At 67.9% G+C, this 25,715-nt stretch carries 23 protein-coding genes; 6 read left to right on the top strand and 17 right to left on the bottom strand.

Translation table 11 applies throughout. The annotated features are described in order from the left end of the window. Nucleotides 1-11 precede the first annotated feature (11 nt). Nucleotides 12-1,118 (bottom strand): BMP family ABC transporter substrate-binding protein, encoded by a 1,107-nt coding sequence (locus ACF8ME_RS27040; protein ID WP_046241130.1) that lies wholly within the window; start codon nt 1,116-1,118, stop codon nt 12-14. A 461-nt stretch (nt 1,119-1,579) separates the two neighbouring features. Here ACF8ME_RS27040 and ACF8ME_RS27035 point away from each other — a divergent pair, with 461 nt between their 5' ends. Further along, nucleotides 1,580-2,020: an HIT family protein gene (locus ACF8ME_RS27035; protein ID WP_043790738.1), complete on the top strand. Its 441-nt coding sequence runs from the start codon at nt 1,580-1,582 to the stop codon at nt 2,018-2,020. A gap of 6 nt (nt 2,021-2,026) precedes the next feature. On the opposite strand, the gene ACF8ME_RS27030 is transcribed toward ACF8ME_RS27035, so the two are convergent. From ACF8ME_RS27030 to ACF8ME_RS26985, 10 genes are all read right to left on the bottom strand, one after another. After that, nucleotides 2,027-3,076: an adenosine deaminase gene (locus ACF8ME_RS27030; protein ID WP_392419032.1), complete on the bottom strand. Its 1,050-nt coding sequence runs from the start codon at nt 3,074-3,076 to the stop codon at nt 2,027-2,029. Beyond that, entirely contained in the window at nt 3,076-4,083 is a 1,008-nt protein-coding gene (locus tag ACF8ME_RS27025) for an aromatic ring-hydroxylating dioxygenase subunit alpha (RefSeq protein WP_016449761.1), read from the bottom strand. The genes ACF8ME_RS27030 and ACF8ME_RS27025 overlap by 1 nt, the downstream gene beginning before the upstream one ends. A 194-nt stretch (nt 4,084-4,277) precedes the next feature. After that, nucleotides 4,278-5,435 carry a BMP family ABC transporter substrate-binding protein gene (locus ACF8ME_RS27020; protein ID WP_016449762.1) on the bottom strand — a complete coding sequence of 386 codons (1,158 nt, stop codon included), beginning with the start codon at nt 5,433-5,435 and terminating at the stop codon, nt 4,278-4,280. Nucleotides 5,436-5,685: 250 nt separating this feature from the next. Continuing rightward, nucleotides 5,686-6,858, bottom strand: a complete 1,173-nt coding sequence (locus tag ACF8ME_RS27015; RefSeq protein ID WP_016449763.1) for a BMP family ABC transporter substrate-binding protein — start codon at nt 6,856-6,858, stop codon at nt 5,686-5,688. Between the two features lie 48 nt (nt 6,859-6,906). Next, the gene (locus tag ACF8ME_RS27010) at nt 6,907-7,827 is read right to left on the bottom strand and encodes an ABC transporter permease (RefSeq protein WP_016449764.1); all 921 of its coding nucleotides are present in this window, start codon (nt 7,825-7,827) and stop codon (nt 6,907-6,909) included. Then, nucleotides 7,827-8,933 (bottom strand): ABC transporter permease, encoded by a 1,107-nt coding sequence (locus ACF8ME_RS27005; protein WP_016449765.1) that lies wholly within the window; start codon nt 8,931-8,933, stop codon nt 7,827-7,829. Before ACF8ME_RS27005 ends, ACF8ME_RS27010 begins: the two co-directional genes overlap by 1 nt. Further along, complete coding sequence (locus tag ACF8ME_RS27000; RefSeq protein WP_392419030.1) at nt 8,920-10,509, bottom strand: ABC transporter ATP-binding protein; 1,590 nt, start codon at nt 10,507-10,509, stop codon at nt 8,920-8,922. Before ACF8ME_RS27000 ends, ACF8ME_RS27005 begins: the two co-directional genes overlap by 14 nt. Nucleotides 10,510-10,629: 120 nt before the next feature. Beyond that, on the bottom strand, nt 10,630-11,562 hold the full coding sequence (locus ACF8ME_RS26995; RefSeq protein ID WP_016449767.1) for a LysR family transcriptional regulator: 933 nt from the start codon (nt 11,560-11,562) through the stop codon (nt 10,630-10,632). A gap of 223 nt (nt 11,563-11,785) precedes the next feature. Next, nucleotides 11,786-14,047, bottom strand: a complete 2,262-nt coding sequence (locus tag ACF8ME_RS26990) for a diguanylate cyclase domain-containing protein (RefSeq protein ID WP_016452621.1) — start codon at nt 14,045-14,047, stop codon at nt 11,786-11,788. A 120-nt stretch (nt 14,048-14,167) separates the two neighbouring features. Further along, entirely contained in the window at nt 14,168-14,803 is a 636-nt protein-coding gene (locus tag ACF8ME_RS26985; protein WP_016449769.1) for a Crp/Fnr family transcriptional regulator, read from the bottom strand. 140 nt (nt 14,804-14,943) lie between these two features. On the opposite strand from ACF8ME_RS26985, the gene ACF8ME_RS26980 reads away from it, so the two are divergent. Further along, complete coding sequence (locus ACF8ME_RS26980) at nt 14,944-16,827, top strand: phosphodiesterase (RefSeq protein ID WP_250438794.1); 1,884 nt, start codon at nt 14,944-14,946, stop codon at nt 16,825-16,827. A 70-nt stretch (nt 16,828-16,897) separates the two neighbouring features. Here ACF8ME_RS26980 and ACF8ME_RS26975 read toward each other — a convergent pair whose 3' ends face one another. Continuing rightward, nucleotides 16,898-18,226, bottom strand: coding sequence for a urate hydroxylase PuuD (locus ACF8ME_RS26975; protein WP_392419029.1), 1,329 nt, complete (start codon nt 18,224-18,226; stop codon nt 16,898-16,900). Nucleotides 18,227-18,412: 186 nt separating this feature from the next. Beyond that, the gene (gene xdhC, locus ACF8ME_RS26970; RefSeq protein WP_016449772.1) at nt 18,413-19,288 is read right to left on the bottom strand and encodes a xanthine dehydrogenase accessory protein XdhC; all 876 of its coding nucleotides are present in this window, start codon (nt 19,286-19,288) and stop codon (nt 18,413-18,415) included. Between the two features lie 130 nt (nt 19,289-19,418). Here xdhC and ACF8ME_RS26965 point away from each other — a divergent pair, with 130 nt between their 5' ends. Then, nucleotides 19,419-19,907 (top strand): hypothetical protein, encoded by a 489-nt coding sequence (locus tag ACF8ME_RS26965; protein WP_016449773.1) that lies wholly within the window; start codon nt 19,419-19,421, stop codon nt 19,905-19,907. Nucleotides 19,908-19,910: 3 nt separating this feature from the next. On the opposite strand, the gene ACF8ME_RS26960 is transcribed toward ACF8ME_RS26965, so the two are convergent. After that, a complete protein-coding gene (locus tag ACF8ME_RS26960; RefSeq protein ID WP_392419027.1) occupies nt 19,911-20,300 on the bottom strand; it encodes a hypothetical protein in 390 nt (129 codons plus the stop codon). A gap of 93 nt (nt 20,301-20,393) precedes the next feature. On the opposite strand from ACF8ME_RS26960, the gene ACF8ME_RS26955 reads away from it, so the two are divergent. Beyond that, nucleotides 20,394-20,723: an Arc family DNA-binding protein gene (locus tag ACF8ME_RS26955; RefSeq protein WP_047217817.1), complete on the top strand. Its 330-nt coding sequence runs from the start codon at nt 20,394-20,396 to the stop codon at nt 20,721-20,723. 65 nt (nt 20,724-20,788) lie between these two features. On the opposite strand, the gene ACF8ME_RS26950 is transcribed toward ACF8ME_RS26955, so the two are convergent. Further along, complete coding sequence (locus ACF8ME_RS26950; protein WP_016449776.1) at nt 20,789-21,373, bottom strand: YSC84-related protein; 585 nt, start codon at nt 21,371-21,373, stop codon at nt 20,789-20,791. 318 nt (nt 21,374-21,691) lie between these two features. Here ACF8ME_RS26950 and ACF8ME_RS26945 point away from each other — a divergent pair, with 318 nt between their 5' ends. Continuing rightward, nucleotides 21,692-22,081: a DoxX family protein gene (locus tag ACF8ME_RS26945; RefSeq protein ID WP_016449777.1), complete on the top strand. Its 390-nt coding sequence runs from the start codon at nt 21,692-21,694 to the stop codon at nt 22,079-22,081. A gap of 110 nt (nt 22,082-22,191) precedes the next feature. Here ACF8ME_RS26945 and uraH read toward each other — a convergent pair whose 3' ends face one another. Beyond that, a complete protein-coding gene (gene uraH, locus ACF8ME_RS26940) occupies nt 22,192-22,542 on the bottom strand; it encodes a hydroxyisourate hydrolase (RefSeq protein WP_012204044.1) in 351 nt (116 codons plus the stop codon). A 337-nt stretch (nt 22,543-22,879) separates the two neighbouring features. Between uraH and ggt the strand changes: the two genes are divergently transcribed. Then, nucleotides 22,880-24,700 carry a gamma-glutamyltransferase gene (ggt, locus tag ACF8ME_RS26935; RefSeq protein WP_016449779.1) on the top strand — a complete coding sequence of 607 codons (1,821 nt, stop codon included), beginning with the start codon at nt 22,880-22,882 and terminating at the stop codon, nt 24,698-24,700. A 96-nt stretch (nt 24,701-24,796) separates the two neighbouring features. Here ggt and glxR read toward each other — a convergent pair whose 3' ends face one another. Next, complete coding sequence (gene glxR / locus ACF8ME_RS26930; RefSeq protein ID WP_126312416.1) at nt 24,797-25,711, bottom strand: 2-hydroxy-3-oxopropionate reductase; 915 nt, start codon at nt 25,709-25,711, stop codon at nt 24,797-24,799. Nucleotides 25,712-25,715: the final 4 nt, after the last annotated feature.

Here is a 25,715-nt window from a genome sequence, read left to right as displayed (position 1 = left end):
GGGGTCCCACCTCACTTGGGCAGGGTGGCCTGCACGCCTTCCACCAGCCAGTTCATCTGCAGGATCTGCGCATCGTCCAGCTGCTTGCCGGCAGGAATGCGCACCTGGCCCTGGTTGTCGCGCACCGGCTGGTCGCCGGCCTTGAAGGGCTGCAGGCGGCCCTGGGCCATGTCCTTTTGGCGCTGCAGCACTTCCTCGCGCACGGCGGGCGGCAGCCTGGGGCCGAAGCCCTCCACGCGGATCATGCCCTCGCGCACGCCGCCCCAGGTGTCCTGGCTCTTCCAGCTGCCGTCCAGCACCGCTTTGGCGCGCGCCGTGTAGTAGTCGCCCCACTGGTGGGTGACGGCCAGCAACTGGGCGTCGGGCCCGTCCTTGCGCATGTCGGAGTGGTAGGCAATCGCCATGCGGCCGCGCTCCTGGGCGGCCTGCATCACGGCGGTGGATGCGACCTGGAAGGACACCACGTCCACGCCGCCGTTGAACAGCGCCATGGCCGCATCGCGCTCGCGCGGCGGGTCGAACCAGGTATCCAGCCAGACCACCTTGACCGTGGCCTTGGGATTGACCGAACGCATGCCCAGCGTGAAGGCGTTGATGCCCTGCAGCACCTCGGGAATCGGAAAGCCGACCACGAAGCCGGCCACGCCCGTCTTGCTGGCACGGCCTGCGGCAATGCCCGACAGATAGCGGCCCTCGTAGTAGCGCGCATTCGAGGTGGCCACGTTGTCGGCGCGCTTGAAGCCCGTGACCGACTCGAACTTCACCTGCGGGAAGTCGCGCGCCACGCGCATCACGGACTCCGTGTAGCCGAAGCTGGTGGTGAAGATCAGTTGGTTGCCGCTGGCGGCCAGGTCGCGCAGCACGCGCTCGGCGTCGGGGCCCTCGGGCACGCTGTCCACGGCGCGGGTCTGCACGCGCGGGCCCAGGGCCGCCTGCAATGCGCGCCGGCCCTCGTCGTGCTGGCGCGTCCAGCCGGCGTCGAGCACGGGCGTCAGATAGACGAAGGCCGCCTTGAGGGGCGTGGAACCTGCGGGGGATGAAGGGGCGGGATGGCCTTGGGACAAGGCCGTGGATACAAGACTTGCGGCCGCGACTGCGGCTGCGAGGTTTTTGTACATGGTGTTCCTCTACATGGCCCGGAAATGAAAACGCACCTGCCGTGGGCAGCGGCCGGTGCGGGGCGCGATTATAGGCAGCGGCCCCGGGGGCTGCCCGGGCCTGCGCTTATGGCCTCCATAAGGGGCGGCAGATACCGTCTACTAGAGCGTGTTATGCACTTTTAAGTGCCCGCGAAAGTCGGGAAATGGGCCCGGAACGAGGCGCAGCGCGCGCCGCGGCTGCCATACCGCAAGTGTGCTGCAACGAAGGGCCGGGCCCATTTCCCGGCTTTCCCGAAGGGTTGGCTCTGCGCGCAGGCGCTCGCGGCGTTGCAGCGCTTGCCAAGGCTCCAGCCTTGGCGGCGCACTGCGCCTTGCGATCACCAGCGCGCATAACCAACGCGGGTACTTAAAAGTGCTTAACACGCTCTAAGATCGTCGGCAAATTCCACCCCCAAGCAACCACCAAGGAGTACAAGACCATGCCGATGTTCGTCGATACCTCGCCCCCGGGCCAGTGCATCTTTTGCCGCCTCGTGGCGGGCGAGATCCCGTCCGCCAAGGTGTTCGAGGACGAGCAGACCATCGCCTTCATGGACATCGGCCAGGTCAATCCCGGCCATGTGCTGGTGGCCAGCAAGCGCCATGCCGTGACCCTGCTGGACCTCACGCCCGACGAGGCCGGCGCCGTGATGCGCACGGCCCAGCGCGTGGCGCGGGCCGTGCAGTCAGCGTTCGACCCCGATGGCATCAGCCTGTTCCAGGCCAACGGCGCGGCGGGCGGGCAGACCGTCTTCCACTTCCACCTGCATGTGCTGCCGCGCCACGAGGGCGACGGCGTGGGCCTGGGCTGGCCGCGCAAGGAGCCCGGCATGCAGGCGCTGCAGGACCATGCCGAGCGCCTCAGGAAGGCGCTGGCCTGAGCGGACTCAGGCCAGGGCTGCGTACTTGGCGAACACGGCCTCCAGCTGGCGCATCCAGTGGGCGCGCTGCTGGGGCGTGACGAAGCTGGCGTCAAAGCTGTTGACCGCCAGCTGCCAGGCCTGCTGCGAGTTCATGCCCGTGGCGGCGAACAGCTGCAGGTAGTTCTCGTTCACGTAGCCGCCGAAGTAGGCCGGATCATCGGAATTGACCGTGACCTTGAGACCCGCCTCCAGCAGCTGCGGCAGGTTGTGCTGCGCCAGGTCGGCCACCACGCACAGCTTGAGGTTGGACAGCGGGCACACGGTCAGCGGCACGCCGTCGCGCACCAGGCGCTGCATCAGGGCCTCGTCGCGCGCGGCCTGCACGCCGTGGTCTATGCGCTCGGAATGCAGCACGTCCAGCGCGCCCCAGATATAGGCGGGAGGTCCCTCCTCGCCCGCATGCGCGACCAGGTGCAGGCCCAGCTCGCGGCAGCGCGCGAACACGCGGGCGAACTTCTCGGGCGGGTTGCCGACCTCGCTGCTGTCCAGGCCCACGCCGATGAAGCGGTCGCGCAGCGGCAGCGCAGCCTCCAGCGTGGCGAAGGCGTCCTCCTCGCTGAGGTGGCGCAGAAAGCTCAGGATCAGCGCCGACGAGATGCCCTGCTCTATCTCCGCATCGCGGCAGGCGCGGTACAGGCCGTTGATCACGGTCTCCATGCCCACGCCGCGCTGGGTGTGGGTCTGGGGGTCGAAGAAGATCTCGGCATGGACCACGTTGTCCTGCGCGGCACGCGCCAGGTAGGCGCGCGCCATGTCGTAGAAATCCTGCTCGTACAGCAGCACGCTGGCGCCGGCGTAGTAGATGTCCAGAAAGCTTTGCAGGTCGGTGAAGGCATAGGCGCGGCGCAGGTCTTCCACGCTGGCATAGGGCAGCTTCACGCCATTGCGCTGGGCCAGGGCGAAGATCAGCTCGGGCTCCAGCGAGCCTTCGATGTGCATGTGCAGCTCGGCCTTGGGCATGGCCTTGAGCAACTGGGGCAGATGCGCGGCATCCACGGCGGGTACGGTGTGCATCAGCAGACTCCGAAGGTGATGCCGCTGGCCCGGAGGTAGCGGCGGTAGGCGGACGACATGCGGTCGGCCGCAGAGTGCATTTCGGCGCGCGGGTCCAGCGGCAGGCACTTGGGCTGCTGCGACTCCAGCACGGGCTGGTCCTGGCAGAAGATGGTGTGCTGGAATTCCTGCAGCTGTGCGTCGGGCGAGTCGAAGTCTGCCACGGCCAGCCGGAACCAGACGCGGCTGGTCTCGGGCGTGACGGGGCAGATGAACAGGGCGATGGACTCGCGCCATCCGGCCCGGGTGGTGCCGGATTCGGGCAGCTTGGTCAGCACGGCGGCATAGGGCGCCGTGACTTCGTAGGTGTACTCGACCTCGGCCGCGCTGGTGGAGTGCAGGTTGGACTGCGGCTGCACGGCCTTGCAGCCCGTGGCCAGCACGCCCGTGGCCGTGGTCTCCACGGCATAGGCTTCGATGGCCGTGGCGTCGCGGCTGCCCAGCCAGCCTTCGTGGACAAAGCCGAAGTGCGACATGTCCAGGAAGTTCTCGATGATGCGCGGCGCGCTGGCGGCCACGTCGTAGGGGCCGCAGTTGAGCTTGCGCAGGTGCGCGTCCGCCTCGGCTTCAAAGGCTGGCAGTGCCGCCAGGGCCGCCAGGGCCGGAACAGCCGAGAGCTCCTCGCCCGTGGCCAGCCGCACCCAGACCAGGCCGTAGGCTTCCTGTGCCTCGAAGGCCTTCACGCACTGCGAGGGCGGGGGCGTGAAGCTGGGCAGGGCCGGCACCTTGACGCACTGGCCGCTGTCGGCGAACTGCCAGCCGTGGTAGGGGCATTCAAGGTGGCCGTTCTCGACACGGCCCATGGACAGGCGTGCGCCACGGTGCGGGCAGCGGTCCACGAAGACGCGGACCTGGCCTTGCGGATCGCGCCACAGCACCAGGGGCTGGTCCAGCAGTTGCACGCCCAGCGGCGCATCGACAACTTCGTGGGCCTGGGCCACGGGATGCCAGAGGGAGTTTTCGATCATGGGGGAATCTCTTGCTGTCTGTCTGTGCCGCGGCGGCGGGCAGGCCGCGGCTGGGAGCGAGCATAAACCCGCTCGATGCGCAGCACAGGTACGGTACAGGTACACCTGTGCTGCGCATGAACGCCAAGGCCGCCCGAAGGCGGCCCTGGCGGCAACAGGCAACCCGGCCTGCGCCGGGTGGCATGGCGTCTGTCTTACTTGCTGTCCTGGCCCGGCACCTTGCCTTCCACGCCCTTGACGTAGAAGTTGATGCCCGTGAGGAACTTGTCTTCGGCCACGGCGTCGGCGGCCAGCAGTTCCTTGCCGTCCTGGCCTGTGATCGGACCCTTCCAGATGTGGAAGGTGCCGTCCTTCAGACCCTTCTTGACCTCTTCGATCCTGGCCTTGGCCTCGGCGGGCACGTCGTCGGCCAGCGAGACGATGTCGATCGCGCCTTCCTTCACGCCCCACCAGGTCTGCTGGCTGCTCCACTTGCCGTCCAGCATCTCGCGCACGGTCTTGGTGTAGTAAGGAGTCCAGTTGATGATGGCCGAGCCCAGGTGGGCCTTGGGGCCGTAGGCCGTCATGTCGGAGTCCCAGCCGAAGGCGCGCTTGCCCTTTTCCTCGGCCGTCTTGAGCACGGCGGCGGAGTCGGTGTTCTGGAACAGGATGTCGGCGCCGCCGTTGATCAGCGAAGTCGCAGCCTCGGTTTCCTTCGGGGGGGCGAACCACTCGTTGACCCAGACCACCTTGGTCTTGATCTTGGGGTTCATGGACTGCGCGCCCAGCGTGAAGCTGTTGATGTTGCGCAGCACTTCGGGAATCGGCACGGAGCCGACCACGCCCAGCACGTTGGACTTGGTCATGGAGCCCGCGATGATGCCGGCCAGATAAGCGCCTTCGTAGGTGCGGCTGTCGTAGGTGCTGACGTTGGCGGCGGTCTTGTAGCCGGTGGCGTGCTCGAACTTCACATCGGGGAAGTCGGGAGCGATCTTCTGGATGGGCTCCATGTAGCCGAAGGTGGTGCCGAAGACCAGCTTGTTGCCGTTGGCGGCCATGTCGCGCAGCACGCGCTCGGCGTCGGCGCCCTCGGGCACGCTCTCGACGTAGGAGGTCTTGATCTTGTCGCCGAATTCCTTCTCCAGCGCCAGGCGGCCCTGGTCGTGGGCAAAGGTGTAGCCGCCGTCACCGACGGGGCCCACGTAGGCGAAGGCGATCTTCAAAGGCTCGGTTGCAGCGGCAGCAGGGGCCTCGGCAACGGGAGCGGGCGCAGGCGCGGCCTCCTCCTTCTTGCCACAGCCGGCCAGCGCGGCGGCGGCCACGGCCGACAGCGCTGCCACCTTGATCAGGGAGCGTTTGTGAAGATCAGTCATCGAAGTTTCCTCAAGTGGTCCTGCGGCAGGCAGGAAGAAGGCGGTGTCCGCAGGGGCGCAGACCCGCCGCGATGGGTCCCGAGAATAAAGCAAGAATGGCGCCAGCCGGCTGCGCCAGAGCCACCAGGCATGCGGGAAAACCACATTTTGGGGGCTTTGCACAATCGTGGTGCATAGGGCGGACCCGTCTGGCGGATCGCGGCAGAAAAAAGGGCCCCGAAGGGCCCTTGTTGCATGGACTGCCGCCGGATCACTTGGCGCCCGGCACCTTGCCTTCGACGCCGTTGACGAAGAAGTTGATGCTGGTCATGAAGCCCAGGTCGCCGACCTGGCCTGCCGTCAGCACTTCCTTGCCCGCGTTGTCCTTGATGGGGCCGGTCCAGACGGCGAAGCTGCCGTCCTTCAAGCCGTCGCGTGCCTTGGCGACCTTGTCCTTGATGTCCTGGGGCACGTCGTCGGCGATCTTCACGAGGTCGATGGCGCCTTCCTTCACGCCCCACCAGAACGAGCCGCCCTGCCACTTGCCGTCCAGCGTGTCCTGGGTGACCTTGCTGTAGTAAGGCGTCCAGTCGATCACGGCCGAGCCCAGGTGGGCCTTGGGCGCGAAGGCGCTCATGTCGCCGTCCTTGCCGAAGGCGCGCGCACCGCGTTCCTCGGCCGTCTTGAGCACGGCCGGGGAGTTGGTGTTCTGGTAGAGCACGTCCACGCCGCCGTTGATCAGCGAGGTGGCGGCCTCGGACTCCTTGGGCGGGGCGAACCATTCGTTCACCCAGACCACCTTGGCCTTGATCGAGGGATCGACGCTTTGCGCACCCAGCACGAAGCTGTTGATGTTGCGCACCACTTCCGGGATAGGCACCGAGGCCACGACGCCGATGGTCTTGGTCTTGGTCATGCCGCCGGCCACGATGCCGGCCAGGTAGGCGCCCTCGAAGGTCTTGGTGTCGTAGGTGGCCACGTTGTCGGCATTCTTGTAGCCGGTGGCGTGCTCGAACTTCACGTCCTTGAGGTCGGCCGCCACCTTCTGCACGAACTCCTGGTAGCCGAAGCTGGTCGCGAAGATCAGCTTGTTGCCCTGGCCGGCCATGTCGCGCATCACGCGCTCGGCATCGGCGCTCTCGGGCACGCTTTCGACAAAGGAGGTTTCCACCTTGTCGCCGAACTTCTCCTGGATGGCCTTGCGGCCCAGCTCATGCTGGAAGGTCCAGCCGCCGTCGCCGATGGGGCTGACGTACATGAAGCCGATCTTGAGCTTCTCGGCCGGCGCCTGCGCTGCGGGCGCGGCAGCGGGAGCCGGCGCTGCGGCCTCTTCCTTCTTGCCGCAGGCGGTCAGGGCCGCCACCGAGATGGCCGACAGGCCGATCATCTTCACAAGCGTGCTTTTGAGGCCAGGTTTCAGGGTGCGTTCGCGCAAAGCGGGCATGCGTTTGTCCTTTTGTGGTTCTGGAGGGAGAGAGAAACAATGAAAGCGTCAGGAGCCCGGGTAGAAGGGCTTGCCCAGCGAGGCCGGCATGTTGGCGCGGATCCAGGTCGGATTGCGCGAGATCAGCACCAGCACGACGATGGTCGCCAGGTACGGCAGCATGGACAGCAGTTGGCTGGCCACCTGCACGCCCGTGGCCTGCAAATGGAACTGCAGCATGGTCACGCCGCCGAACAGGTAGGCGCCCAGCAGCACGCGCGCAGGGCGCCAGGTGGCGAAGGTGGTCAGCGCCAGCGCGATCCAGCCCCGGCCCGACACCATGCCTTCCACCCACAGCGGCGTGTAGACGGTGGAGATGTAGGCACCGGCCAGACCGCACATGGCGCCGCCGAAGACCACGGCCGCCAGGCGGATGCGGCGCACCGGATAGCCCAGCGCATGGGCCGACTGGGGCGACTCGCCCACGGCGCGCAGCACCAGGCCGGCCCGGGTGCGGTAGAGGAACCAGACCAGGGCCGCCGCAATGGCCACCGCGCCATAGACCAGCGGATGCAGGCGGAACAGCGCCGTGCCCACCACGGGCAGGTCGGACAGCCAGGGCACGGCGAACTTGGGCAGCTCGGGCAGGCGCGCCTGCACATAGCCCAGGCCCAGGAAGGCCGAGAAGCCCGTGCCGAACAGCGACAGGGCCAGCCCCGTCGCGTACTGGTTGGTGTTCAGCCAGATCACCAGCACGCCGAAGATGGCGGCCAGCAGCGCGCCCGCACCCATGCCGGCCAGAAAGCCCACGGTGGTGCTGCCCGTGTGGACCACGGCGGCAAAGCCCGCGATGGCGGCGCACAGCATCATGCCCTCGGCACCCAGGTTGACGATGCCGGCCTTTTCATTGATCAGCAGGCCCAGCGCGGCCAGCGCCAGCACGGTGCCGGCGCTGAGCGTGGAGCCCAGCAGCAGTGCGTAGGATTCCATCAGCGGGCCTCCTTGACGGCAGGCGCCGCTGCGGGCGGGACCACGGGCGTGCGGGACACCCAGCGCACGCGGTAGGCCACCAGCGTGTCGCAGGCCAGCAGCGTGAACAGCAGCAGGCCCTGGAACACGCCGGTCAGCGCCTTGGGCAGGCCCAGGCGCGACTGGGCGAGTTCGCCCCCGATATAGAACATGCTCATGAGAATCGCGGAAAAGATCATGCCCACGGGATGCAGGCGGCCGACGAAGGCCACGATGATGGCGGCGAAGCCGTAGCCGGCCGGGACATAGGGCGTGAGCTGGCCCAGCGGGCCGGCCACCTCCAGCGCACCGGCCAGGCCGGCGGCGGCGCCCGAGATCAGCAGCGCCGTCCACAGCGCACGGCGCGAGGAAAAGCCCGCGTAGCGTGCGGCGGCCGGAGCCAGCCCACCGACCTGCAGCGCAAAGCCGGCGCGGGTGCGGAACAGGAAGATCCACAGCATGGCTGCCGCGGCCAGCGCCAGCAGCAGGCCGATATTGGTGCGCATGCCCTGCATCAGCTTGGGGATCTGCGTGACGCGCTCGAAGGTCTTGGTCTGCGGGAAGTTGTAGCCCATGGGGTCCTTCCACGGCCCGTAGACCAGAAAGCCCAGCACCAGGGTGGCCACGTAGACCAGCATCAGGCTGACCAGGATTTCATTGGCATTGAAGCGGTCGCGCAGCAGGGCCACGATGCCGGCCCAGACCATGCCGCCCAGCATGCCGGCCACCAGGATGGCGGGCACGATCCAGGGCCCCGTGGTCTTGTCCGCCAGCAGCGCCACGCCGCCTGCGGCCACGGCGCCGATCACGAACTGGCCTTCGGCACCGATGTTCCACACATTGGAGCGAAAGCACACGGCCAGGCCCAGCGCGATCAGCAGCAGCGGCGTGGCCTTGACGGCCAGCTCGCCCAGCGCATAGGTGGACTTGACGGGGTCCCAGAAGAAGGCCTGCAGGCCGCGCACCGGGTCCTTGCCCAGCATCACGAACAGGCACACGCCGATCAGCACCGTGATGGCCAGCGCCAGCACGGGCGAACCGTAGGTCCACAGCTTCGAGGCCTGGGGGCGTTGCTCAAGCTTGAACATGGGCACCTCCCTTGGTGGCACTCGGGGCGGCGTTCGGGGCGGCAGCACCGTCCCACAGGCCGCTCATCCACTCGCCGATCTGCTGCACGGTGGCATCGGCCCGCGCCACGGAGGGCGACAGCCGGCCCTTGGCCACCACATGCAGGCGGTCACATATCTCGAACAATTCGTCCAACTCCTCGCTGAGCACCAGCACGGCGCAGCCCTCGTCGCGCAATTGCAGGATGGCGCCGCGTATCTGCGCGGCCGCCCCCACGTCCACCCCCCAGGTGGGCTGGGAGATGATGAGCAGCGCGGGCCTGGCATCGATCTCGCGGCCCACGATGAATTTCTGCAGGTTGCCGCCCGACAGCGACTGCGCCGCCGCGTTGGGGCCGCCGGCCTTGACGTTGAAGCGCGCAATGATGGCGCGCGCCTGCTCCTGCAGCTGGCCCATGCGGATCCAGCCGCCTTTGCCCAGCGCGGTCTTGCGCGTCAGCAGCAGGTTGTGCGCCAGGCCCATGCTGGGCACGGCGCCGCGGCCAAGACGCTCCTCCGGCACGAAGTGCAGGCCCAGCGCACGGCGCCGGCCGGGGCCCAGGCGCCCCGCCTCCCGGCCGGCAATCTGCACCATTTCGGGCGCTGCGCGCGTGTCCTCGCCGGACAGCGCATACAGCAATTCCTTCTGGCCATTGCCCGAGACACCGGCGATGCCCACGACTTCGCCCGCGCGCACATCGAGCTGTATGCCATGCAGGTCCACGCCGAAGGGCTCCGAGCGCGGCAGCGCCAGGCCTTGCACGCGCAGCACGCAGGCGCCGACCTGGGATTCGCGGTGCGTGAGCTCGGGCGGCTCCGAGCCGATCATCAGCCGCGACAGCGAGGCATTGCTCTCCACGGCCGGATTGCACACGCCCGTCACCTGCCCGCCGCGCAGCACGGTACAGGCCGTGCACAGCGAGCGGATCTCGTGCAGCTTGTGGCTGATGTAGAGGATGGAGCAGCCCTCGGACGCCAGGCGGCGCAGCACGACGAAGAGCTTTTCCACCGCCTGCGGCGTGAGCACCGAGGTGGGCTCGTCAAGAATGAGCACGCGCGGGTGCGTGAGCAGGGCGCGGATGATTTCCACGCGCTGCATCTCGCCCACGCTCAGCGTGTGCACGGGGCGGTGGGGATCGACCTCCAGCCCGTAGTCATGCGCCGTGGACTCGATGCGCTTCACCACCTCGGCCAGCGGCAGGCTCTTGTCCAGGCCCAGCCAGACGTTCTCGGCCACGGACAGCGTGTCGAACAGGCTGAAATGCTGGAACACCATGGCGATGCCCAGCTGGCGCGCCTCCTGCGGGTTGCGGATGTGGACCGGCTTGCCATCGACCTCGATGCGGCCCTCGTCGGGCTTGACGGCGCCGTAGATGATCTTCATCAGCGTGGACTTGCCGGCGCCGTTCTCGCCCAGGATGGCATGCACTTCGCCGGCGCCCACGGTCAGCGAGATGCCGTTGTTGGCCACCACCGCCGGATAGCGCTTGGTGATGCCTGTCAGCTGAAGCCGCGGCGGCGCTGCTGCTGGCAGGGGGACTGTATCGGGGGGATTCATGGCTGGGATTGTCTTTCAATTTCTGCAACAAACTGGAACACAAGTCCTTGAAACCGCCTCGGCGGCCCTCATATCGGCCATCACTTTGTTCACCCAAAAGGCGGTTCCTATCGCCGTCGCCTAGCGGGCACGGGACATCAGCGCCACCTGCCGCACGGCGTCGCGCAGCCAGCGTGTGGACGCGCCCATGTGCGTGCGGGCATGCCACAGCTGGTAGTACACCAGCGGCGCAAACTCCACCGGGCAGGGCAGGATCACCAGGGGCAGGCGCTGGCTGAAGCGCTCGCAGAACAGCCGCCCCGTGGTCAGCACCAGCAAGCTGGTGGCCACGATGTCGGGAATCAGGCTGAAATGCGCGCAGCGCGCCGCCACCTGGCGCTGCAGGCCCATGCGGGAGAGCTGGTCGTCGATCACGCCGCGCGCGCCCGGGTAGGTGGGCGTGGGCGCGATGTGCTCGGCCTCCAGCCACTGGGCCACGTCCCAGCCGCGTCGCACGGCCGGATGCTGGGGGCTGACCAGGCAGACCACCTCGTCCTCGAACAGGCTGGCCATGTGCAGGCCCTGCGGCGGCTCGGGCCAGTTGCCGATCACCACGTCCACATCGCCCTGGGCCAGTTGCACCTCGTAGTGCGCGTCGCCGTTGAGGGCCAGGATGTCCACGGGGCAGCCGGGCGCCTCGGTCTTGAGGTGGGCCACCAGGCGCGGCAGGAACAGCGGGTCCAGGTAGTCGCTGGCGGCGATGCGGAAGGTGCGCGTGGAGGTGCGGGGATCGAAATGGCGCGCATCGCTGAACAGGCCTTCGGCCGCGCGCAGGATGTCGGCCGCCGGCTGCACCATGCGCAGCCCGGCCTCGGTGGGCTGCATGTGCGCGCCCGAACGCACCAGCAGCGAATCGCCGGCCAGGTCGCGCAGGCGCTTGAGCGCGGCGGACACCGCCGGCTGGTGCATGCCCAGGCGCAATGCGGCACGCGAGACGCTGCGCTCGGTCAGCACCGTGTGCAGCACCCGTATCAGGTGCAGATCAATCTTGTCGAACAGGGCCTGGTCGCGCATGTAGCGAAGCAATCAGCGAAAAAAAGAGCGGTCGCGCCGGGGACGCGCCGCAGGTCATGGGGAGCCCGCAGCGTAACCCAGCCACGGAGCGCTCCGGCTAGATACAACCACCAAGGATGGGACGGTTAAACACTTGTGTGTGCAAGGCATGCAATATGCGGGCCAAGGCCGGCCAGGCCTGGCGCGGCGGCGCGGCCACCCAGGCCACCACCCATTCCCTCACTCATGCGGCCTCCAGCACCTCGACGCGGTTGCGGCCCTTGCGCTTGGCCGCATAGCAGGCCATGTCGGCCGAGCGCAGCGCGCTGCTGACCGTGTGCTGGCGGGCATCGAGCACCACCATGCCGACGCTGGCGCCCATCAGGTAGCGCTGGCCCTCGTGCGCGCCTTCCCAGTCCTGCACGGCCATGCACAGGCTCTGCGCCAGCAGCATGCCCTGCTCGGCCGGGACGCCGGCCAGCAGCACGGCGAACTCGTCGCCGCCCAGGCGCGCCACCCAGCCCAAGGGCCGTACCACGCTGTCGATCAGCCGGGCCATGTGGCACAGCACCTCGTCGCCGGCCGCATGGCCTCCCTGCTGGTTGACGTGGGCGAAGTGGTCCAGGTCCAGGAACAGGATCACGCCATGGTGCGGCATGGGAGAAATGGCGACTTCGACCGCGGCCGTGGCCACGGCAGCAACCTCGGCGTCGGCTTGCGAGGAGGAGGCCTCTTCCTGCAGCGCCTCGGCGGGCAGGCGCTGGGCGGCGCTGCATTCCTGCAGCCATTCATGCAGGCGCATGGCAAAGGCCTCGCGGTTGGGCAGCAGGGTCAGCGGATCGTGCATGGCCTTCCAGCCCGGCTGCTCGCGCACCAGGCGCTGCATGGTCACGTCCTCGACCACCCAGACCAGGGTGGGATCGGCCGGCACCACGGCGCGTGGCTCCAGGCCGCGCTGCAGGCGCTGCAGGCTCTGGCCGTGCAGGCGCACCCAGATGGGGCGGCCGTCCTTGCGGACAAAGCACTGCTCGCTGTCGAACTGGCCGTACATGTCCAGGTCCTTGCGCACACGCTCCAGCAACTGGGCGTGCGCAGCGTCGGAGGCGCACAGCTGGCGTATCGCCTGCCCCTGCAGTTCGCGCGGCGGATATCCCAGCATGCGCGCGGCCTGCAGGCCCACCAGCTCCAGATGCGCCGCATGCGTGACCACCAGGCCCACGGGCGCGTAGTCCATCAGCGTTTGCAGCTGCAGTTGCAGCCGGCCGACCTCGTGGGCCTGGTCCTGGCCCATCTGGCCCAGGCGGTGCAGGGCCTGCCACAGCGTGGAAGCCTCTCCCCAGGCATGGGTCCAGGGCATGCGCCAGCCGCCTTCCTCGGCATGGCCTGGCGCAGGCTCCGGCGCGGGATCGGGCTCTTCGGCCATCAGCCGCCCCTGGCTCGCCAGCCATTGGCGTGCACTGCGATGCAAGGCGGCCATGGGTTCGGTGACCAGGATCAGCAGCAGCACCAGCAGCGCCGTGACCCCCGCGACGGCTGCCAGCAGCCACCAGAGCACGCGCGGCGCCAGGCTGGGCGCAATGGCTTCCTCGGGGGTGATCCTGACCACCAGCCACTGCGGCAGCGGCATGCCGGCCGTCGTCACCAGGTAGCCGGCGCGGCGCTGGGTATCGGGGCCCACCTGCAGGCCGCCGGCGGAAGGGTCCTGCAACCAGTCCGCGCCCAGGCCGGGCTCGGCCTCGGCGCGCGCCGTCCAGCGCGACGGATCGGAGTGGGCCAGGATCTGCCCGTCGCGCTGCATGACCAGCAGCCGCCCTGCGGAGCGCGAAGGGTCGATGCCGGGCGGCAGCAGCGCCTGGCCGGACATGCGCACGCCCGCCGAAAGCACGCCGCTGACCGTGCCGTTGCCGGCGCGCAGCGGCACGGCGTACAGCAACTCCATCATTGCGGGATCGGCCCCCTTGCGGACCATGGTGGAGACCACGGGCTTGCCATCGGCCAGGCTGCGCCGCATCACGTCGCGCACGCCTTCGTCCAGATCGACCAGGGGCTCAGAGCGGCCGCCGCGCAGGCTCAATTGCAGTTGCCCACGCGCATCGGCCAGCTGCAATGTGTCGAACAGCCGCACGGATGCGTCTCCGCGCAGCATCTCGCCCATCAGGCGGCTGGGGTCGCCTCCCTGGTCGGCCATGCCCTGGGCCAGCACCCAGAGCAGGCGCTGCTGCTGCTCCAGCCGCGAGGCCAGCATGCGCGCCACGGTATCGACCTCGTCGGCCTGCCGGGCCATGGCGCGCTCCAGCGTCTGCTGGCGCATGCTGTGCGATACCCACCAGGCACTGCCCAGGCCCACCACAAGCACGGCCGCCGCGGCCAGCGCCAGCACCGTGCAGCGCATGGCGCCCCAGCCTGTGGACGCGCGCGGCCACGAGGGCGAGTCCGGCACCTGCGGAGCATCCTGGGATGCCAGCAGCGCCTGGAAAAAGGGGGATCGACGGGCGTCCAGTGACATGACGCCCTCAATATATGCAGACCCGAAAGCCGTCCCACTGGGTGGAACCCGCGAACCAGTGGATACCCCGCCCCGCAAGTCCCGGCGCTTGCAGGCCGGCACCCGTCAGCGGCGTGGGAATCAGCCTACCGCCAGCACCTCGAGCGCCGCAGGCTTGGGCAGATCGATGACATTGCCCCGGCCCGCGATGAGTCCATGTTCACGCAACTGGCGCAGCACGCGCGAGAAGGTCTCGGGCGCAATGCCGAGCTGGGCGGCAATCAGCCGCTTGCGCAGGTGCAGCGTCACGCGCAGGCCGCCCGCCTCGTGCGGCATGGCATGGCGCAGCAGCCACTGTGCACAGCGTGCCTCGGCATCCTTGGACAGGCGGCTCACGGCCAGCTCGGTCTGGGCGCAGTAGGCCTGGGCCATGTCCTGCAGCAGTTGCTGGGCGGGAGAAGGCAGTTGCGAGACGGCCTGCAGGAAGTCGGCCTGGGGCAACTGCTGCACGCGGACATCGCTGTCGGCCAGCATGTCCAGGCTGCTGCCGCGCCGCTGCAGCACAAAGGCCGCATCCAGCCAGGCCGGCCCCTCCACCACACCCAGCTGGTGGCGCATCTGCCCACCCTGGCCGATGCCCAGGAGCACGCGACCGCGTTCCAGATACATCACCGTATCCGGCGACTGCCGACGCAGCCTGAGCCAGGTACCCGCGGCCAACACCTGGGCGGAACCCGGCGCGAAGGCGAAAGCTTGCAAGGAAGACAGGGCGAACATGCACGCAACTTTGCCGGCTTTGCAGCCGCCGCGTTTTGAGCCACGTCAATCGGCCGCCAGCACGCACGCCGACAGGCGGCATACTTGTCACAAGTATGTCACCAATGAAACGTAATGTATCCAACTGAAAAGTTGAGCCCATGATCGATCCCCAGATGCTCGCCAGCCTGCCCGCTGCGGCGGCCGTGCTGTCGGCCGCAGTGCGGTCCGGTGCAGGCCCCGTGGCACAGCTCATGCGCGCGGGCGGCCTGTACTGTGTCTTCCAGCCGCTGGCCGACTTGCGCAGCGGCAGCATCTATGCGCATGAGGCGCTGATCCGCGGCCCCCGGGGCATGCCGTTGCACACGCCCGACGCCTTGCTCAAGGGCGCTGCGGCCGAGGGCATTCTTCGGGAATTCGAGCTGCTGGCGGTCTGCGTGGCGCTGCAGGACTGGGGCCGGCAGGGCGCGCCGGGCCGGCTGTTCGTCAACCTCAGCGCCCAGGCGCTGGTGCAGGCCGTGGGCGTCTGCGGCCCCGGCATGGTCGGGGACACGGTGCGCGGCTTCGGCGTGCAGGCGCGGTCCCTGGTGGTGGAGATCACCGAGCACGACCATGTGACCGACATGCCCGCCGTCTGCGCCGCCGTCAAGGCCGTGCACGCCACGGGCGCGCGCCTGGCGCTCGACGACTTTGGCGATGGCCGCTCCAGCCTGCGCCTGTGGTCCGAGGCCAAGCCGGACTTCGTCAAGATCGACAAGTACTTCATCCACCAGATCGAGCAGCGCCCGGCCACGCTGCAGCTGCTGCAGGCCATCAAGGGCATTGCCGAGGTCTTCGGAACCACGCTGATCGCCGAAGGCATAGAGACCGAGGACGAGCTGCGCACCCTGCGCGACCTGGGCATTGCGTACGGCCAGGGATGGCTGCTGGGCCGGCCCGCCGAAGCCGCCCAGCCGCAGATCAGCCCGCAGGCGCTGAGCGTGGCGCAGGACCCGCGCGTGGCCGTGCTGCCCCACCAGGGCCACAGCGCCCGCCCGGGCGTGCTGCGCAACCTGATGGTGATGCAGGCGCCCTGCGTGGCACCGGCGGCCAGCAACGACGAGGTGGCCGAGCTGTTCCAGGCCGGGCAGCAGCTGCACGCCATTGCCGTCGTGGAGGCCGGCCGGCCGCTGGCCCTCATCAACCGCCAGCAGTTCATGAACCACTACGCCACGCTGTACTTCCGTGAAGTCCACGGACGCAAGCCCTGCCTGGCCTTTGCCAACGTGCAGCCGCGCATCGTGGAGCTGGACTGCGATGTGGACCAGCTCGTCGGCATCCTGACCTCGCAGGACCAGCGCTACCTGAGCGACGGCTTCATCGTCACCGACAACGGCCGCTATGTGGGCCTGGGCACGGGCGAGCAGCTGGTGCGCCGCGTGACCGAGGCCCGCATCGAGGCCGCGCGCCACGCCAACCCGCTGACCTTCCTGCCCGGCAACATCCCCATCAGCCTGCACATGCAGCGCCTGCTGGACAGCGGCGCCGGCTTCGTGGCCTGCTATGCCGACCTCAACCACTTCAAGCCCTTCAACGACCACTACGGCTACTGGCGCGGCGACCAGATGATCCGCCTGGTGGCGCGGCTGGCCGTGGCGCACTGCGATGCGCGGCGCGACTTCGTGGGCCATGTGGGCGGGGACGACTTCATGCTGCTGCTGCAAAGCGAGGACTGGCAGCGGCGCTGCGAGGACATCGTCGGCGCCTTCGCTGGCGAGGCACGCCAGCTGTTCGACGACCAGGCGCGCGAGGCCGGCGGCATCTGGGCCGAGGACCGCCACGGCATCCGGCGATTCTTTGCCTGCACCACGCTGTCCATCGGCGTGGTGCGCGTCGCGCCGGGCAGCCTGCTGGCACCCGAGGACATCGCCAACCTCGCGGCCCTGGCCAAGCAGCAGGCCAAGGCGCAAAGCCTGCCGGGGCGCGGCGCCATCGCGCTGCACACGCCGCACGATGAAGCGCGGCATCCGGCCCTGCACGGTACCGCAGCGGCCTGGCCTGCCTGAAACAAGAAGCCCGCAGGCTCTTGCGAGACTGCGGGCGGGTGGTTGGCAGCGCATGGGCGCGGCAGGATGATCAGTTCACCGATGCACCCGATTCGTACCAGCGCTTGACCATGCCGCGCTCGTCATCGCTCAGGGCGCCCGGATTGCCGAAGGGCATCTTGCGCAGCTGCACCACCTGCTGGTAGATCTGCTGGGCATGGGCCTTGACCTGCTCGGGCGAGTCCAGGCGCACATTCTTTTGCTGCAGGGCGGCACCGTGGCAGACCACGCAATGCTGCTGCAAGAAGGGCGCGAGCTGGGCATAGCCGACGGCGCCGTCGGCAGGAGCGGCGGCAGCCGGGGACGCAGGGGCTGCAGGCGCAGCCGGCGCTGCCGTGTCACCACCGGGAGCCGCTGCTGCGGGCTCGGTCGTTGCGGCAGGCGACTGCACGGCGGCGGGAGCCGGCGCAGGCGCTGCGGCGGGAGCCGGCGCGGGCTTGAGCCAGACGGTCGTGCCGATCAGCACCAGCACGCCAACCAGGGCGTAGGGCCAGGGATGGGCATTGCGGCCCAGCTTGAAGCCGTGGCGCATCACGAAGAACTGGCGGATGGCGGCGCCTGCGAACATCATCAGGATCAGCACCAGCCAGTTCAGCTCATGGCTGTACAGCCAGCCGTAGTGGTTGGACAGCATGGCGAACAGCACCGGCAGCGTGAAGTACGTGTTGTGCACGCTGCGCTGCTTGCCGCGCTTGCCGTGGATGGGATCCACGGGCTGGCCTTCCTTCAGGGCCTTCACCACCGTGCGCTGGCCGGGGATGATCCAGAAGAACACGTTGGCGCTCATCGAGGTCGCCAGCATGGCGCCCATCAGCAGGAAGGCGGCCTGGCCCGGGAAGATATGGCAGGCCAGGAAGGCCGCGATGCACACCAGCACCAGCACCATGGCGCCCACCGTGGCGTCGCCGTTCTTCTTCTGGCCGAAGACGCGGCAGATGCCGTCGTACAGCAGCCAGAACACGACCAGGAAGGCCAGGGCCGAGGCAATGGCCGCAGCCGAGCCCATGGCATTGGGATCGGCCGGATTGACGAGGTAGATCTTGGCGTTCCACAGGTACGACACCGTCAGCAGCGCAAAGCCGCTGAGCCAGGTGGTGTAGCTTTCCCAGTAGAACCAGTGCAGGTGGTCCGGCAGCTTGGGCGGGGAGACATTGAACTTGACGGGGTGGTAGAACCCACCGCCGTGCACGGCCCAGAGTTCGCCGCTGACGCCCTGCTTCTTGAGATCGTCATCGACGGGCGGCGTCAGGCTGCTGTCGAGGAAGACGAAATAGAAGGAGGAACCGACCCAGGCGATGGCCGTAATGACGTGGAGCCACCGCAACAGCAGGTTGGCCCAGTCGAGAATGTAGCTTTCCATAGCTCTCAACCTTGGCAGCGTGGGGGCCGCCGGTGTTCAACCTGCTCACCACTGCGGGCGCTCTGAGCAGAAGAAAAAGGCCGCGCACCCGGTAGATATACCGCCGGTGCACCGCTGCGACCATTTCGTAGACACAAAGTGTATGCAATTTTTCGCCAGCCCATCGGCTTGCGCAGCATCAATTCACTAGAGATTTCCCTGATTCCGCGCGGACACCGCGCTGCGCCGCTGCAGAAGCTGCGCCGCCACGGCCACCGCGATCACCTCGGGCTCCTTGCCCTTGATGCCGGGCACGCCGATGGGGCAGGTCACATGGTCCAGCTCGGCATCGCTGAAGCCGCGCTCGCGCAGCCTGCGCCGGAAGGTGGCCCATTTGGTGGCGCTGCCGATCAGGCCCACATAGGGCAGATCGCCGTGCTGGCGCTGGCGGCCCAGGCATTGGGCGACCACCTCCAGGTCCTCGGCATGACTGAAGCTCATGATCAGCACCTGGGAGCCTGCTGGCAGATCGGCCACGGCCGATTGCACGGGGTCTGAATACTCGCACTGCACGAGCTCGTGCTCCTCCTCGGGGAAGACCGAATCGCGGCTGTCCACCCACATCACGCGGTAGGGAAGATTGCACAGCAGGCGCACCAGCGCATGGCCGACGTGGCCTGCGCCGAACAGGGCCACGCAGTCGCGCGGCGGCTGCAGCCGCTCGCGCAGCATGTCCATGCGGCCCTGGGGCACCAGCACGAACCTCAGCATCACCACGCCGCCGCAGCACTGGCCCAGGCTGGGGCCCAGCGGATAGCGGTGCTGGTGCTCGGTGGCGACCTGGCCGCCCTGGCTACCCTGCTCGCCAGGCGTTGCCCAGCCGCGCAGCAGGCTGCGAGCCCTGTCGATGGCATCGAACTCCAGGTGCCCGCCGCCGATGGTGCCGGCCACGCGGTCGGCGAACACCGCCATCCAGGCGCCGCGCTCGCGCGGCACGGAGCCTCGCGAGTCCATCACTTCGACCCAGCACAGCGGCCCCTGCGCAAGGCCCTGCTCGACTTTGTTGAACGTGTCACTCCACATGGGCGCACCTGACAGCCCGTCGTGGCGCCTGCGGGCTTCGTTGGAATTTGTTGCGGGATTGTCCGCTGCGGCACTTGAGTTTTGCGCTCCGACTGCCGGTGCCGCAGTGTTTCAGGATACGCTCGCAATCATGCCCGATTCCCCTGATTCCACGCAGCACAGTTCCGTGCAAAAGCCACGTTCCGGCCGCCCCTGGCTGTGGGCCGGCCTGATGGCCGCCATTGCCTCCCTGGTCACGGCCTGCAAGTCCCCGCCCGGCCCCGGCCCGCGCCCCGACGACGTCAGCTCCAGCGCACAGCTGCAGTACCGCAAGGTGGCCGCCAACCATCTGTACGCGCGCAATGCCGATCGCATCTACAAGGGCCAGTTGCCGCCCATGCTCTACGCGATCGGCGTGCTCCAGGTCCAGATCGACCGCAACGGCCAGGTCCAGCGCCTGCACTGGATGCGCGCGCCCGGCCATGCCCCCGAGGTGGTGAGCGAGATCGAGCGCCTGGTGCGCGCCGCAGCTCCCTTCCCCGCTCCTGCCGGCGCCGCCCGCATCACCTATACCGATACCTGGCTCTGGGACAAGTCCGGCCGCTTCCAGCTCGACACGCTGACCGAGGGCCAGCTCTGAGCCTCAGGCCGCTGCGCACGGCTGGCCGTCGGCAAAGCTTCGGGCGCTTCTGAGCAGGCAGGTCACGGCATAGAGCACCAGGTCGTCCGGTGCGTCATCGTTCACGCGATCGATGACCTCGATGGCATAGCCCAGGTCCTGCGACAGCTGCGGCAGCACGCCTGCCGAGCGGCCGCCGGCCTGCAGGCCGGCCACCGCCTGGTCAGCGCTGGCGTGGTAGCCACGCAGCAAATCACGCGCGGCAAACACCATGGCCGAGCCGGCGCGTTCGGCATGCAGCTCCAGCACGCCCAGGGCCGCTCCCATATGGCACAACGCATCCACCGCCAGCACCTCCTGGTGCTGCGGTGAGGGGTCCTGATGGCTGTGGCCCGATTGCTTCACTGTCTTCATGGCATCCCTTGCGCGGGACCGTGCTGGTCCCGAAGCAACAATACCTATCAGGTCCCTTGCAGTCAATACCTTTCCGGTCCATGATTGCCGGCGATGAAACAGACCGATCCTCAGTACAAGCTGCGCCTGCCGCAGGAACTCAAGGACCTCGTCGAGGAGGCAGCCAAGCGCACCGGCCGTTCCATGAACGCCGAAGTCGTGGCCCGGCTGCAGACCACGTTCGAGGCCCCCCTGCTGGGCCGCCTGTCGGCCTCGACGGACCCTTCGCTGGAATGCGAAGAGCCCGTGAGCATCTACGACATCAAGATGAGCGCCGAAGCCGTGGAGCGCATCGAAAAGCGCCTGGAACGCATAGAGCAGGCCGTGCTCGCGCCCGCTGCGCCGCAATCCGCCAGTGAAGACGGCGCAACAGGCAGCGCCTGATCCGCCCGCACAAAAGAAAACCGGCCCGCAGGCCGGTTTCGTTCAAAGGCCCCTCAGGGCCGGGATCATTCGACCACCTTGGTGATCTTCGAGCCCTGCAGCGACACGCCGGCTTCCAGGCCCGCGTTGGTCAGCACGTAGCTGGTGACGGGGCCCTGGGCGGTCGTGGTGTCCACGCTGCCATTGGCGCCCACCTTGCCTGCGGCCACCGTGGCATCCGCGCCCACGGACCAGCCGTCGCTGGCCAGGAACTTGTCCAGCGCTTCCTGGGTGTTGAACACATAGATCACAGCCTTGGACTGGCCGCCTGCCTGCCAGCCCACCGAGGCGCCCGTGGTGCTGTAGAAGCCCTTGTTCTGGCCGCCGACGCGCAGCACGCCGCGGCCATGCTCCACACCGATGACGAAACTGCCGCCGATCACCGAGGGGAAGATCAGCACGCCCTTGGAGCGGGCCACCATTTCCTTGGAGCCCGGCGCCGTCTGGTACAGCCGCTCCAGCGCAGCGTTGGCGCGCGCATTGACGGTGGTGGAATCAGCACGCGGCGCGGACTGGGTTTCCGGCTTGGTGGTGGTGCAGCCGACCATGGCCACGCTGCCGGCCGCCAGTGCAGTGGCCATCACGACGGTACGCAAAGAAAACTGACGCATGGGAAAACCTGCCTTTCTTGATTGGACGTTTTGGGGAGACCCCATCGGTTCATTGGATTGATCACCTTGCCTCCCGGTCCCGGGCACCCCTACCAGTGCTCGCAAACCGCTTCGGAGACAGGCTGGGGACGATGCTAGGCCGCTTTGCGGTACTTGTGATGAGACATGTCACAAGTTGCGCCATAGGACTACAGGCCCGCAGGAAATGTCTGAAAATCCCGTTCCGGGCCGCCACAGCCGACACCGAAAGCCCGCTGATGCCAGAATGCACCCACAGCAATACCCGGCCCACCGGGCCCATCCACATCGAGGGAGTTCATGAAGTTCTGGAGCCACTTTCACCATCCCCAGGCAGCCATGGTGCTGTTGCGCGTCACGCTTGCGGTCCTGCTGCTTTTTCATGGCTGGGCCAAGATCCGCTACGGCATAGGCAGCATCGAGCGCATGGTGGAGTCCGCGGGCGCGCCGGGCTGGCTGGCCTATGCGGTGTATCTGGGTGAGGTGGTGGCGCCGCTGCTGCTGCTGGTGGGCCTGTGGGTGGTGCCCGCGGCGCTGGTGATTGCGGTCAACATGATCGTGGCCTTCGCGCTGGTGCACACGGGCCAGGTGATGCAGCTGCACAGCTCGGGAGGCTGGGCGCTGGAGCTGCAGGCCTTCTTCTTCATCTCGGCCCTGGTCGTGGCCATGGGGCATTCCAAGGGCAAGTAGCCCGCACGCTTGCTGGAGCCCCAAAAGCAACGGCCCGCAATGCGGGCCGTTCGTCATTTCAGGTTTCACTCCAGGCCATCCCCCGACAGCCTGCGCCTGCAGTCCAGGGCTCAGGAGCCCCGGTACGTCGAATAGCTCCAGGGGCTGACCAGCAGGGGCACATGGTAATGCTGGTCGGCATGGGCCACGCCGAAGTCCAGGCTCACCTTGTTGAGGAAGTTGGGCTCGGGCAGTTGCACGCCACGGGCCTTGAAGTAGGCCGCCACGTCGAAGGTCAGCCGGTAGGTGCCGGTCCTGAGGCTGTTGTTGTCGAACAGCGGCGCATCGGTGCGGCCGTCGTGGTTGAGCACCAGGCTCTTGATCAGCGTGGCCTGGTCGCCATCGGTGGAATACAGCGCGACAGCCATGCCGGCTGCGGGGCAGCCATTCATGGTGTCGAGGACGTGGGTGCTCAGGCCCATGGAAATCTCCTGTGCGGCGGGAGCTGGCCCGCCCGGTTGTCATTGGTTGGTCGATGCACGAAGCGCGGCGCGCGACAGCACTCGCGGCCCCCTCGTGCATTCGCAAAGTGTATACAGTTTTTGTACGCCCTTGAAGTGCGCCATGCAGCTTGAGCCTAGGCAGATACCCGCACTTTCGGCGTCGGTAGCGGCCCGTGGGCAGGCCTGCAACGCCATGCTTCTACACTGTGGTCCGCCGCCGCCCCTGCTGCAGGCCCTGCGGCCATCGCATACCGGGCGGCAAAGGACTTTCGCTCATTTCAACGGTTCCACTGTTTCATCTGCCAAGGAGATACCGATGCCATTTCGCTCCCCCTTGCTGGCAACCAGCCTGGCGCTGGCCATTGCCAGCCTGGCCGCCTGCAGCAGCACACAGCCACCCGCGGCCTCGGCGCCGCCAGCGCCGGTGGCCGCAGCACCTGCACCGGCGGCAGCGCCCATCACGCAAAGCAATGCGGCCCAGGCGGCCAGTGCGGCCTATGACTTCGACATGGATGTATTCCATCCCGTCGTGGCCAGGAACGGCATGGTGTCCAGCGAGCAGGAGCTGGCCTCGCGCATCGGCCTGCAGATCCTGAAGTCGGGCGGCAATGCGGTGGATGCCGCCGTGGCCATGGGCTTTGCGCTGGCGGTGGCCCTGCCCAATGCCGGCAACATCGGCGGCGGCGGTTTCATGATCGTGCACGACGCCAAGAGCGGCAAGAACATTGCGCTGGACTTCCGCGAGGTCGCACCCTCCAAGGCCACGCGGGACATGTACGTGGGCGCGGACGGCAAGGTCATCGACGGCAAGTCGCTGTACACCCACTACGCCGTGGGCGTGCCCGGCACCGTGGCCGGCATGGAGCATGCATTGAAGAAATGGGGCTCTCTGCCGCTGTCCACGGTGATTGCGCCATCCGTGAAGCTGGCCGACAAGGGCTTTACGGTCAGCGAGACCCTGGCCAAGATCCTGGAGCAGGAAAAGAAGAACATGGGCCAGTGGCCCGCCACCCAGGCCATCTTCTGGCGCAACGGCGAGCCCCTCAAGCGCGGCGACCGCCTGGTGCAGAAGGACCTGGCGCAGTCGCTGCGCCTGATCGGGCAGCAGGGCTCCAAGGTGTTCTACGAAGGCGCCATTGCCCGCAAGCTCGCGGCCGAGATGGCGCCGCATGCGGGCGCCCTGTCGCTGCAGGATCTCAAGAACTACAAGGTGGTCGAGCGCGAGCCCGTGCGCGGCACCTATCGCGGCTACGAGATCGTGACCATGCCGCCTCCGTCCTCCGGCGGCGCCCACCTGATCCAGATCCTCAACATGATGGAACGCTGGCCCATGAACCAGTGGGGCGCCAACAGCGCACAGAGCATCCACTACATGGCCGAAGGCATGAAGCTGGCCTATGCCGACCGGGCCGAATACCTGGGCGACCCGGACTTCGTGACCGTGCCGCTCAAGGGCCTGACGTCCAAGCGCTACGCCGAGGCGCTGGCCGCCGGCATCGACCCCTACCAGGCGCGCGCCGGCAAGGACATCAAGCCCGGCAAGCCCCAGCCCTATGAGAGCGACCAGACCACGCACTACTCCGTGGTGGACAGGATGGGCAACGCCGTGGCCGTGACCTATACGCTGAACACCAACTTCGGCAGCGGCATCGTGGCCAAGGGCACGGGCATCCTGCTCAACAACGAGATGGACGACTTCTCTGCCAAGCCCGGCGTGGCCAACGCCTACGGCCTGGTCGGCGGCGATGCCAATGCGGTGGCCGCAGGCAAACGCCCGCTGTCGTCCATGACGCCCACCATGGTGCTCAAGGACGGCAAGCCCGTGCTGGTCACCGGCAGCCCCGGCGGCGCGCGCATCATCACCACCGTGCTGCAGACCGTGGTCAATACCATCGACTTCGGCATGAACCCGGCCGAGGCTGCCGCCACGCCGCGCTTTCACCACCAGTGGACGCCCGACGAGCTGCGCGTGGAAAAGGGCATCAGCCCCGACACCGTGGCCCTGCTCAAGTCGCGCGGCCACAACGTTGCCGTGAAGGCATCCATGGGCCGCACGCAGACCATCCAGCTGCGCGACGGCATGCTCTACGGCGCCTCCGACCCGCGCAACCCCGACGGGCAGACACTGGGCTATTGAAGCAAGAAAAAGCCGCGCCCGTTGCCGAGCGCGGCTTTTCACAACAGGGCGGCGCAAGGCCGCCCTCCCACCAATCGCGTTGTCAGTTGCGCGGCATCAGGCCGTGACCTTCTGGCCGACCTCGAAGTTGGCCTGGATCTCCAGCGCACGCACCATGCCCGAGTGGTCCCAGTTCGCGCCGCCGTGGGCCACGCAGCTGTTGAACAGCTCCTGGGCCTGGGCGGTGTTGGGCAGGGACACGCCGAGCTGGCGCGCGCTGCTCAGGGCCAGGTTCAGGTCCTTCTGGTGCAGCGAGATGCGGAAGCCCGGATCGAACGTGCGCTTGATCATGCGCTCGGCATGCACCTCCAGGATCTTGGACGAGGCAAAGCCGCCCAGCAGCGCCTCGCGCACGCGGGCCGGGTCGGCGCCGGCGCGCGATGCGAACAGCAGGGCCTCTGCCACCGCCTCGATGTTCAGCGCCACGATGATCTGGTTGGCCACCTTGGCGGTCTGGCCGTCGCCATTGCCGCCCACCAGGGTGATGTTCTTGCCCATGCGCTCGAACAGCGGCTTGACGCGCGCGAACACGTCCTCGGGGCCGCCGACCATGATGGACAGGGTGGCGTTCTTGGCGCCCACCTCGCCGCCGGAGACCGGCGCATCCAGGTACTGGGCGCCGATGGCCTCGATGCGGCGAGCGAAGTCCTTGGTGGCCACGGGCGAGATGGAGCTCATGTCCACCACCACCTTGCCGCTGCTGCCCTTGAGGCCGGCGGCCACGCCGTCCTCGCCGAACAGCACCTTCTCGACATCGGGCGTGTCGGGCAGCATCAGGAAGATGATGTCGGCCCGCTCGGCCACGCCGCGCGCCGTGGTGCACTGGGTGGCGCTGCTCTCGGCGATCTGCGCCGGGATCTTGCCCAGGGTGTTCACGAAGAGCTGGTGGCCAGCCGCCAGAAGGTGGCCTGCCATGGGCGCGCCCATGATGCCCAGGCCCACGAAACCGAGCTTGAGAGAGGATGCATTCATGCTG

Source organism: Delftia sp. WSY_7, from assembly GCF_043104845.1.
Lineage (GTDB): Bacteria > Pseudomonadota > Gammaproteobacteria > Burkholderiales > Burkholderiaceae_C > Comamonas > Comamonas tsuruhatensis.
Note: the sequence above shows the minus strand (reverse complement) of the source record. Positions and strands in the feature narration are given on the sequence as shown.

Coding starts and splice junctions, on each gene's coding strand:
- ACF8ME_RS27040 (WP_046241130.1), bottom strand. CDS start 1,118: ATGTACAAAAACCTCGCAGCCGCAGTCGCGGCCGCAAGTCTTGTATCC.
- ACF8ME_RS27035 (WP_043790738.1), top strand. CDS start 1,580: ATGCCGATGTTCGTCGATACCTCGCCCCCGGGCCAGTGCATCTTTTGC.
- ACF8ME_RS27030 (WP_392419032.1), bottom strand. CDS start 3,076: ATGCACACCGTACCCGCCGTGGATGCCGCGCATCTGCCCCAGTTGCTC.
- ACF8ME_RS27025 (WP_016449761.1), bottom strand. CDS start 4,083: ATGATCGAAAACTCCCTCTGGCATCCCGTGGCCCAGGCCCACGAAGTT.
- ACF8ME_RS27020 (WP_016449762.1), bottom strand. CDS start 5,435: ATGACTGATCTTCACAAACGCTCCCTGATCAAGGTGGCAGCGCTGTCG.
- ACF8ME_RS27015 (WP_016449763.1), bottom strand. CDS start 6,858: ATGCCCGCTTTGCGCGAACGCACCCTGAAACCTGGCCTCAAAAGCACG.
- ACF8ME_RS27010 (WP_016449764.1), bottom strand. CDS start 7,827: ATGGAATCCTACGCACTGCTGCTGGGCTCCACGCTCAGCGCCGGCACC.
- ACF8ME_RS27005 (WP_016449765.1), bottom strand. CDS start 8,933: ATGTTCAAGCTTGAGCAACGCCCCCAGGCCTCGAAGCTGTGGACCTAC.
- ACF8ME_RS27000 (WP_392419030.1), bottom strand. CDS start 10,509: ATGAATCCCCCCGATACAGTCCCCCTGCCAGCAGCAGCGCCGCCGCGG.
- ACF8ME_RS26995 (WP_016449767.1), bottom strand. CDS start 11,562: ATGCGCGACCAGGCCCTGTTCGACAAGATTGATCTGCACCTGATACGG.
- ACF8ME_RS26990 (WP_016452621.1), bottom strand. CDS start 14,047: ATGTCACTGGACGCCCGTCGATCCCCCTTTTTCCAGGCGCTGCTGGCA.
- ACF8ME_RS26985 (WP_016449769.1), bottom strand. CDS start 14,803: ATGTTCGCCCTGTCTTCCTTGCAAGCTTTCGCCTTCGCGCCGGGTTCC.
- ACF8ME_RS26980 (WP_250438794.1), top strand. CDS start 14,944: ATGATCGATCCCCAGATGCTCGCCAGCCTGCCCGCTGCGGCGGCCGTG.
- ACF8ME_RS26975 (WP_392419029.1), bottom strand. CDS start 18,226: ATGGAAAGCTACATTCTCGACTGGGCCAACCTGCTGTTGCGGTGGCTC.
- xdhC (WP_016449772.1), bottom strand. CDS start 19,288: ATGTGGAGTGACACGTTCAACAAAGTCGAGCAGGGCCTTGCGCAGGGG.
- ACF8ME_RS26965 (WP_016449773.1), top strand. CDS start 19,419: ATGCCCGATTCCCCTGATTCCACGCAGCACAGTTCCGTGCAAAAGCCA.
- ACF8ME_RS26960 (WP_392419027.1), bottom strand. CDS start 20,300: ATGAAGACAGTGAAGCAATCGGGCCACAGCCATCAGGACCCCTCACCG.
- ACF8ME_RS26955 (WP_047217817.1), top strand. CDS start 20,394: ATGAAACAGACCGATCCTCAGTACAAGCTGCGCCTGCCGCAGGAACTC.
- ACF8ME_RS26950 (WP_016449776.1), bottom strand. CDS start 21,373: ATGCGTCAGTTTTCTTTGCGTACCGTCGTGATGGCCACTGCACTGGCG.
- ACF8ME_RS26945 (WP_016449777.1), top strand. CDS start 21,692: ATGAAGTTCTGGAGCCACTTTCACCATCCCCAGGCAGCCATGGTGCTG.
- uraH (WP_012204044.1), bottom strand. CDS start 22,542: ATGGGCCTGAGCACCCACGTCCTCGACACCATGAATGGCTGCCCCGCA.
- ggt (WP_016449779.1), top strand. CDS start 22,880: ATGCCATTTCGCTCCCCCTTGCTGGCAACCAGCCTGGCGCTGGCCATT.
- glxR (WP_126312416.1), bottom strand. CDS start 25,711: ATGAATGCATCCTCTCTCAAGCTCGGTTTCGTGGGCCTGGGCATCATG.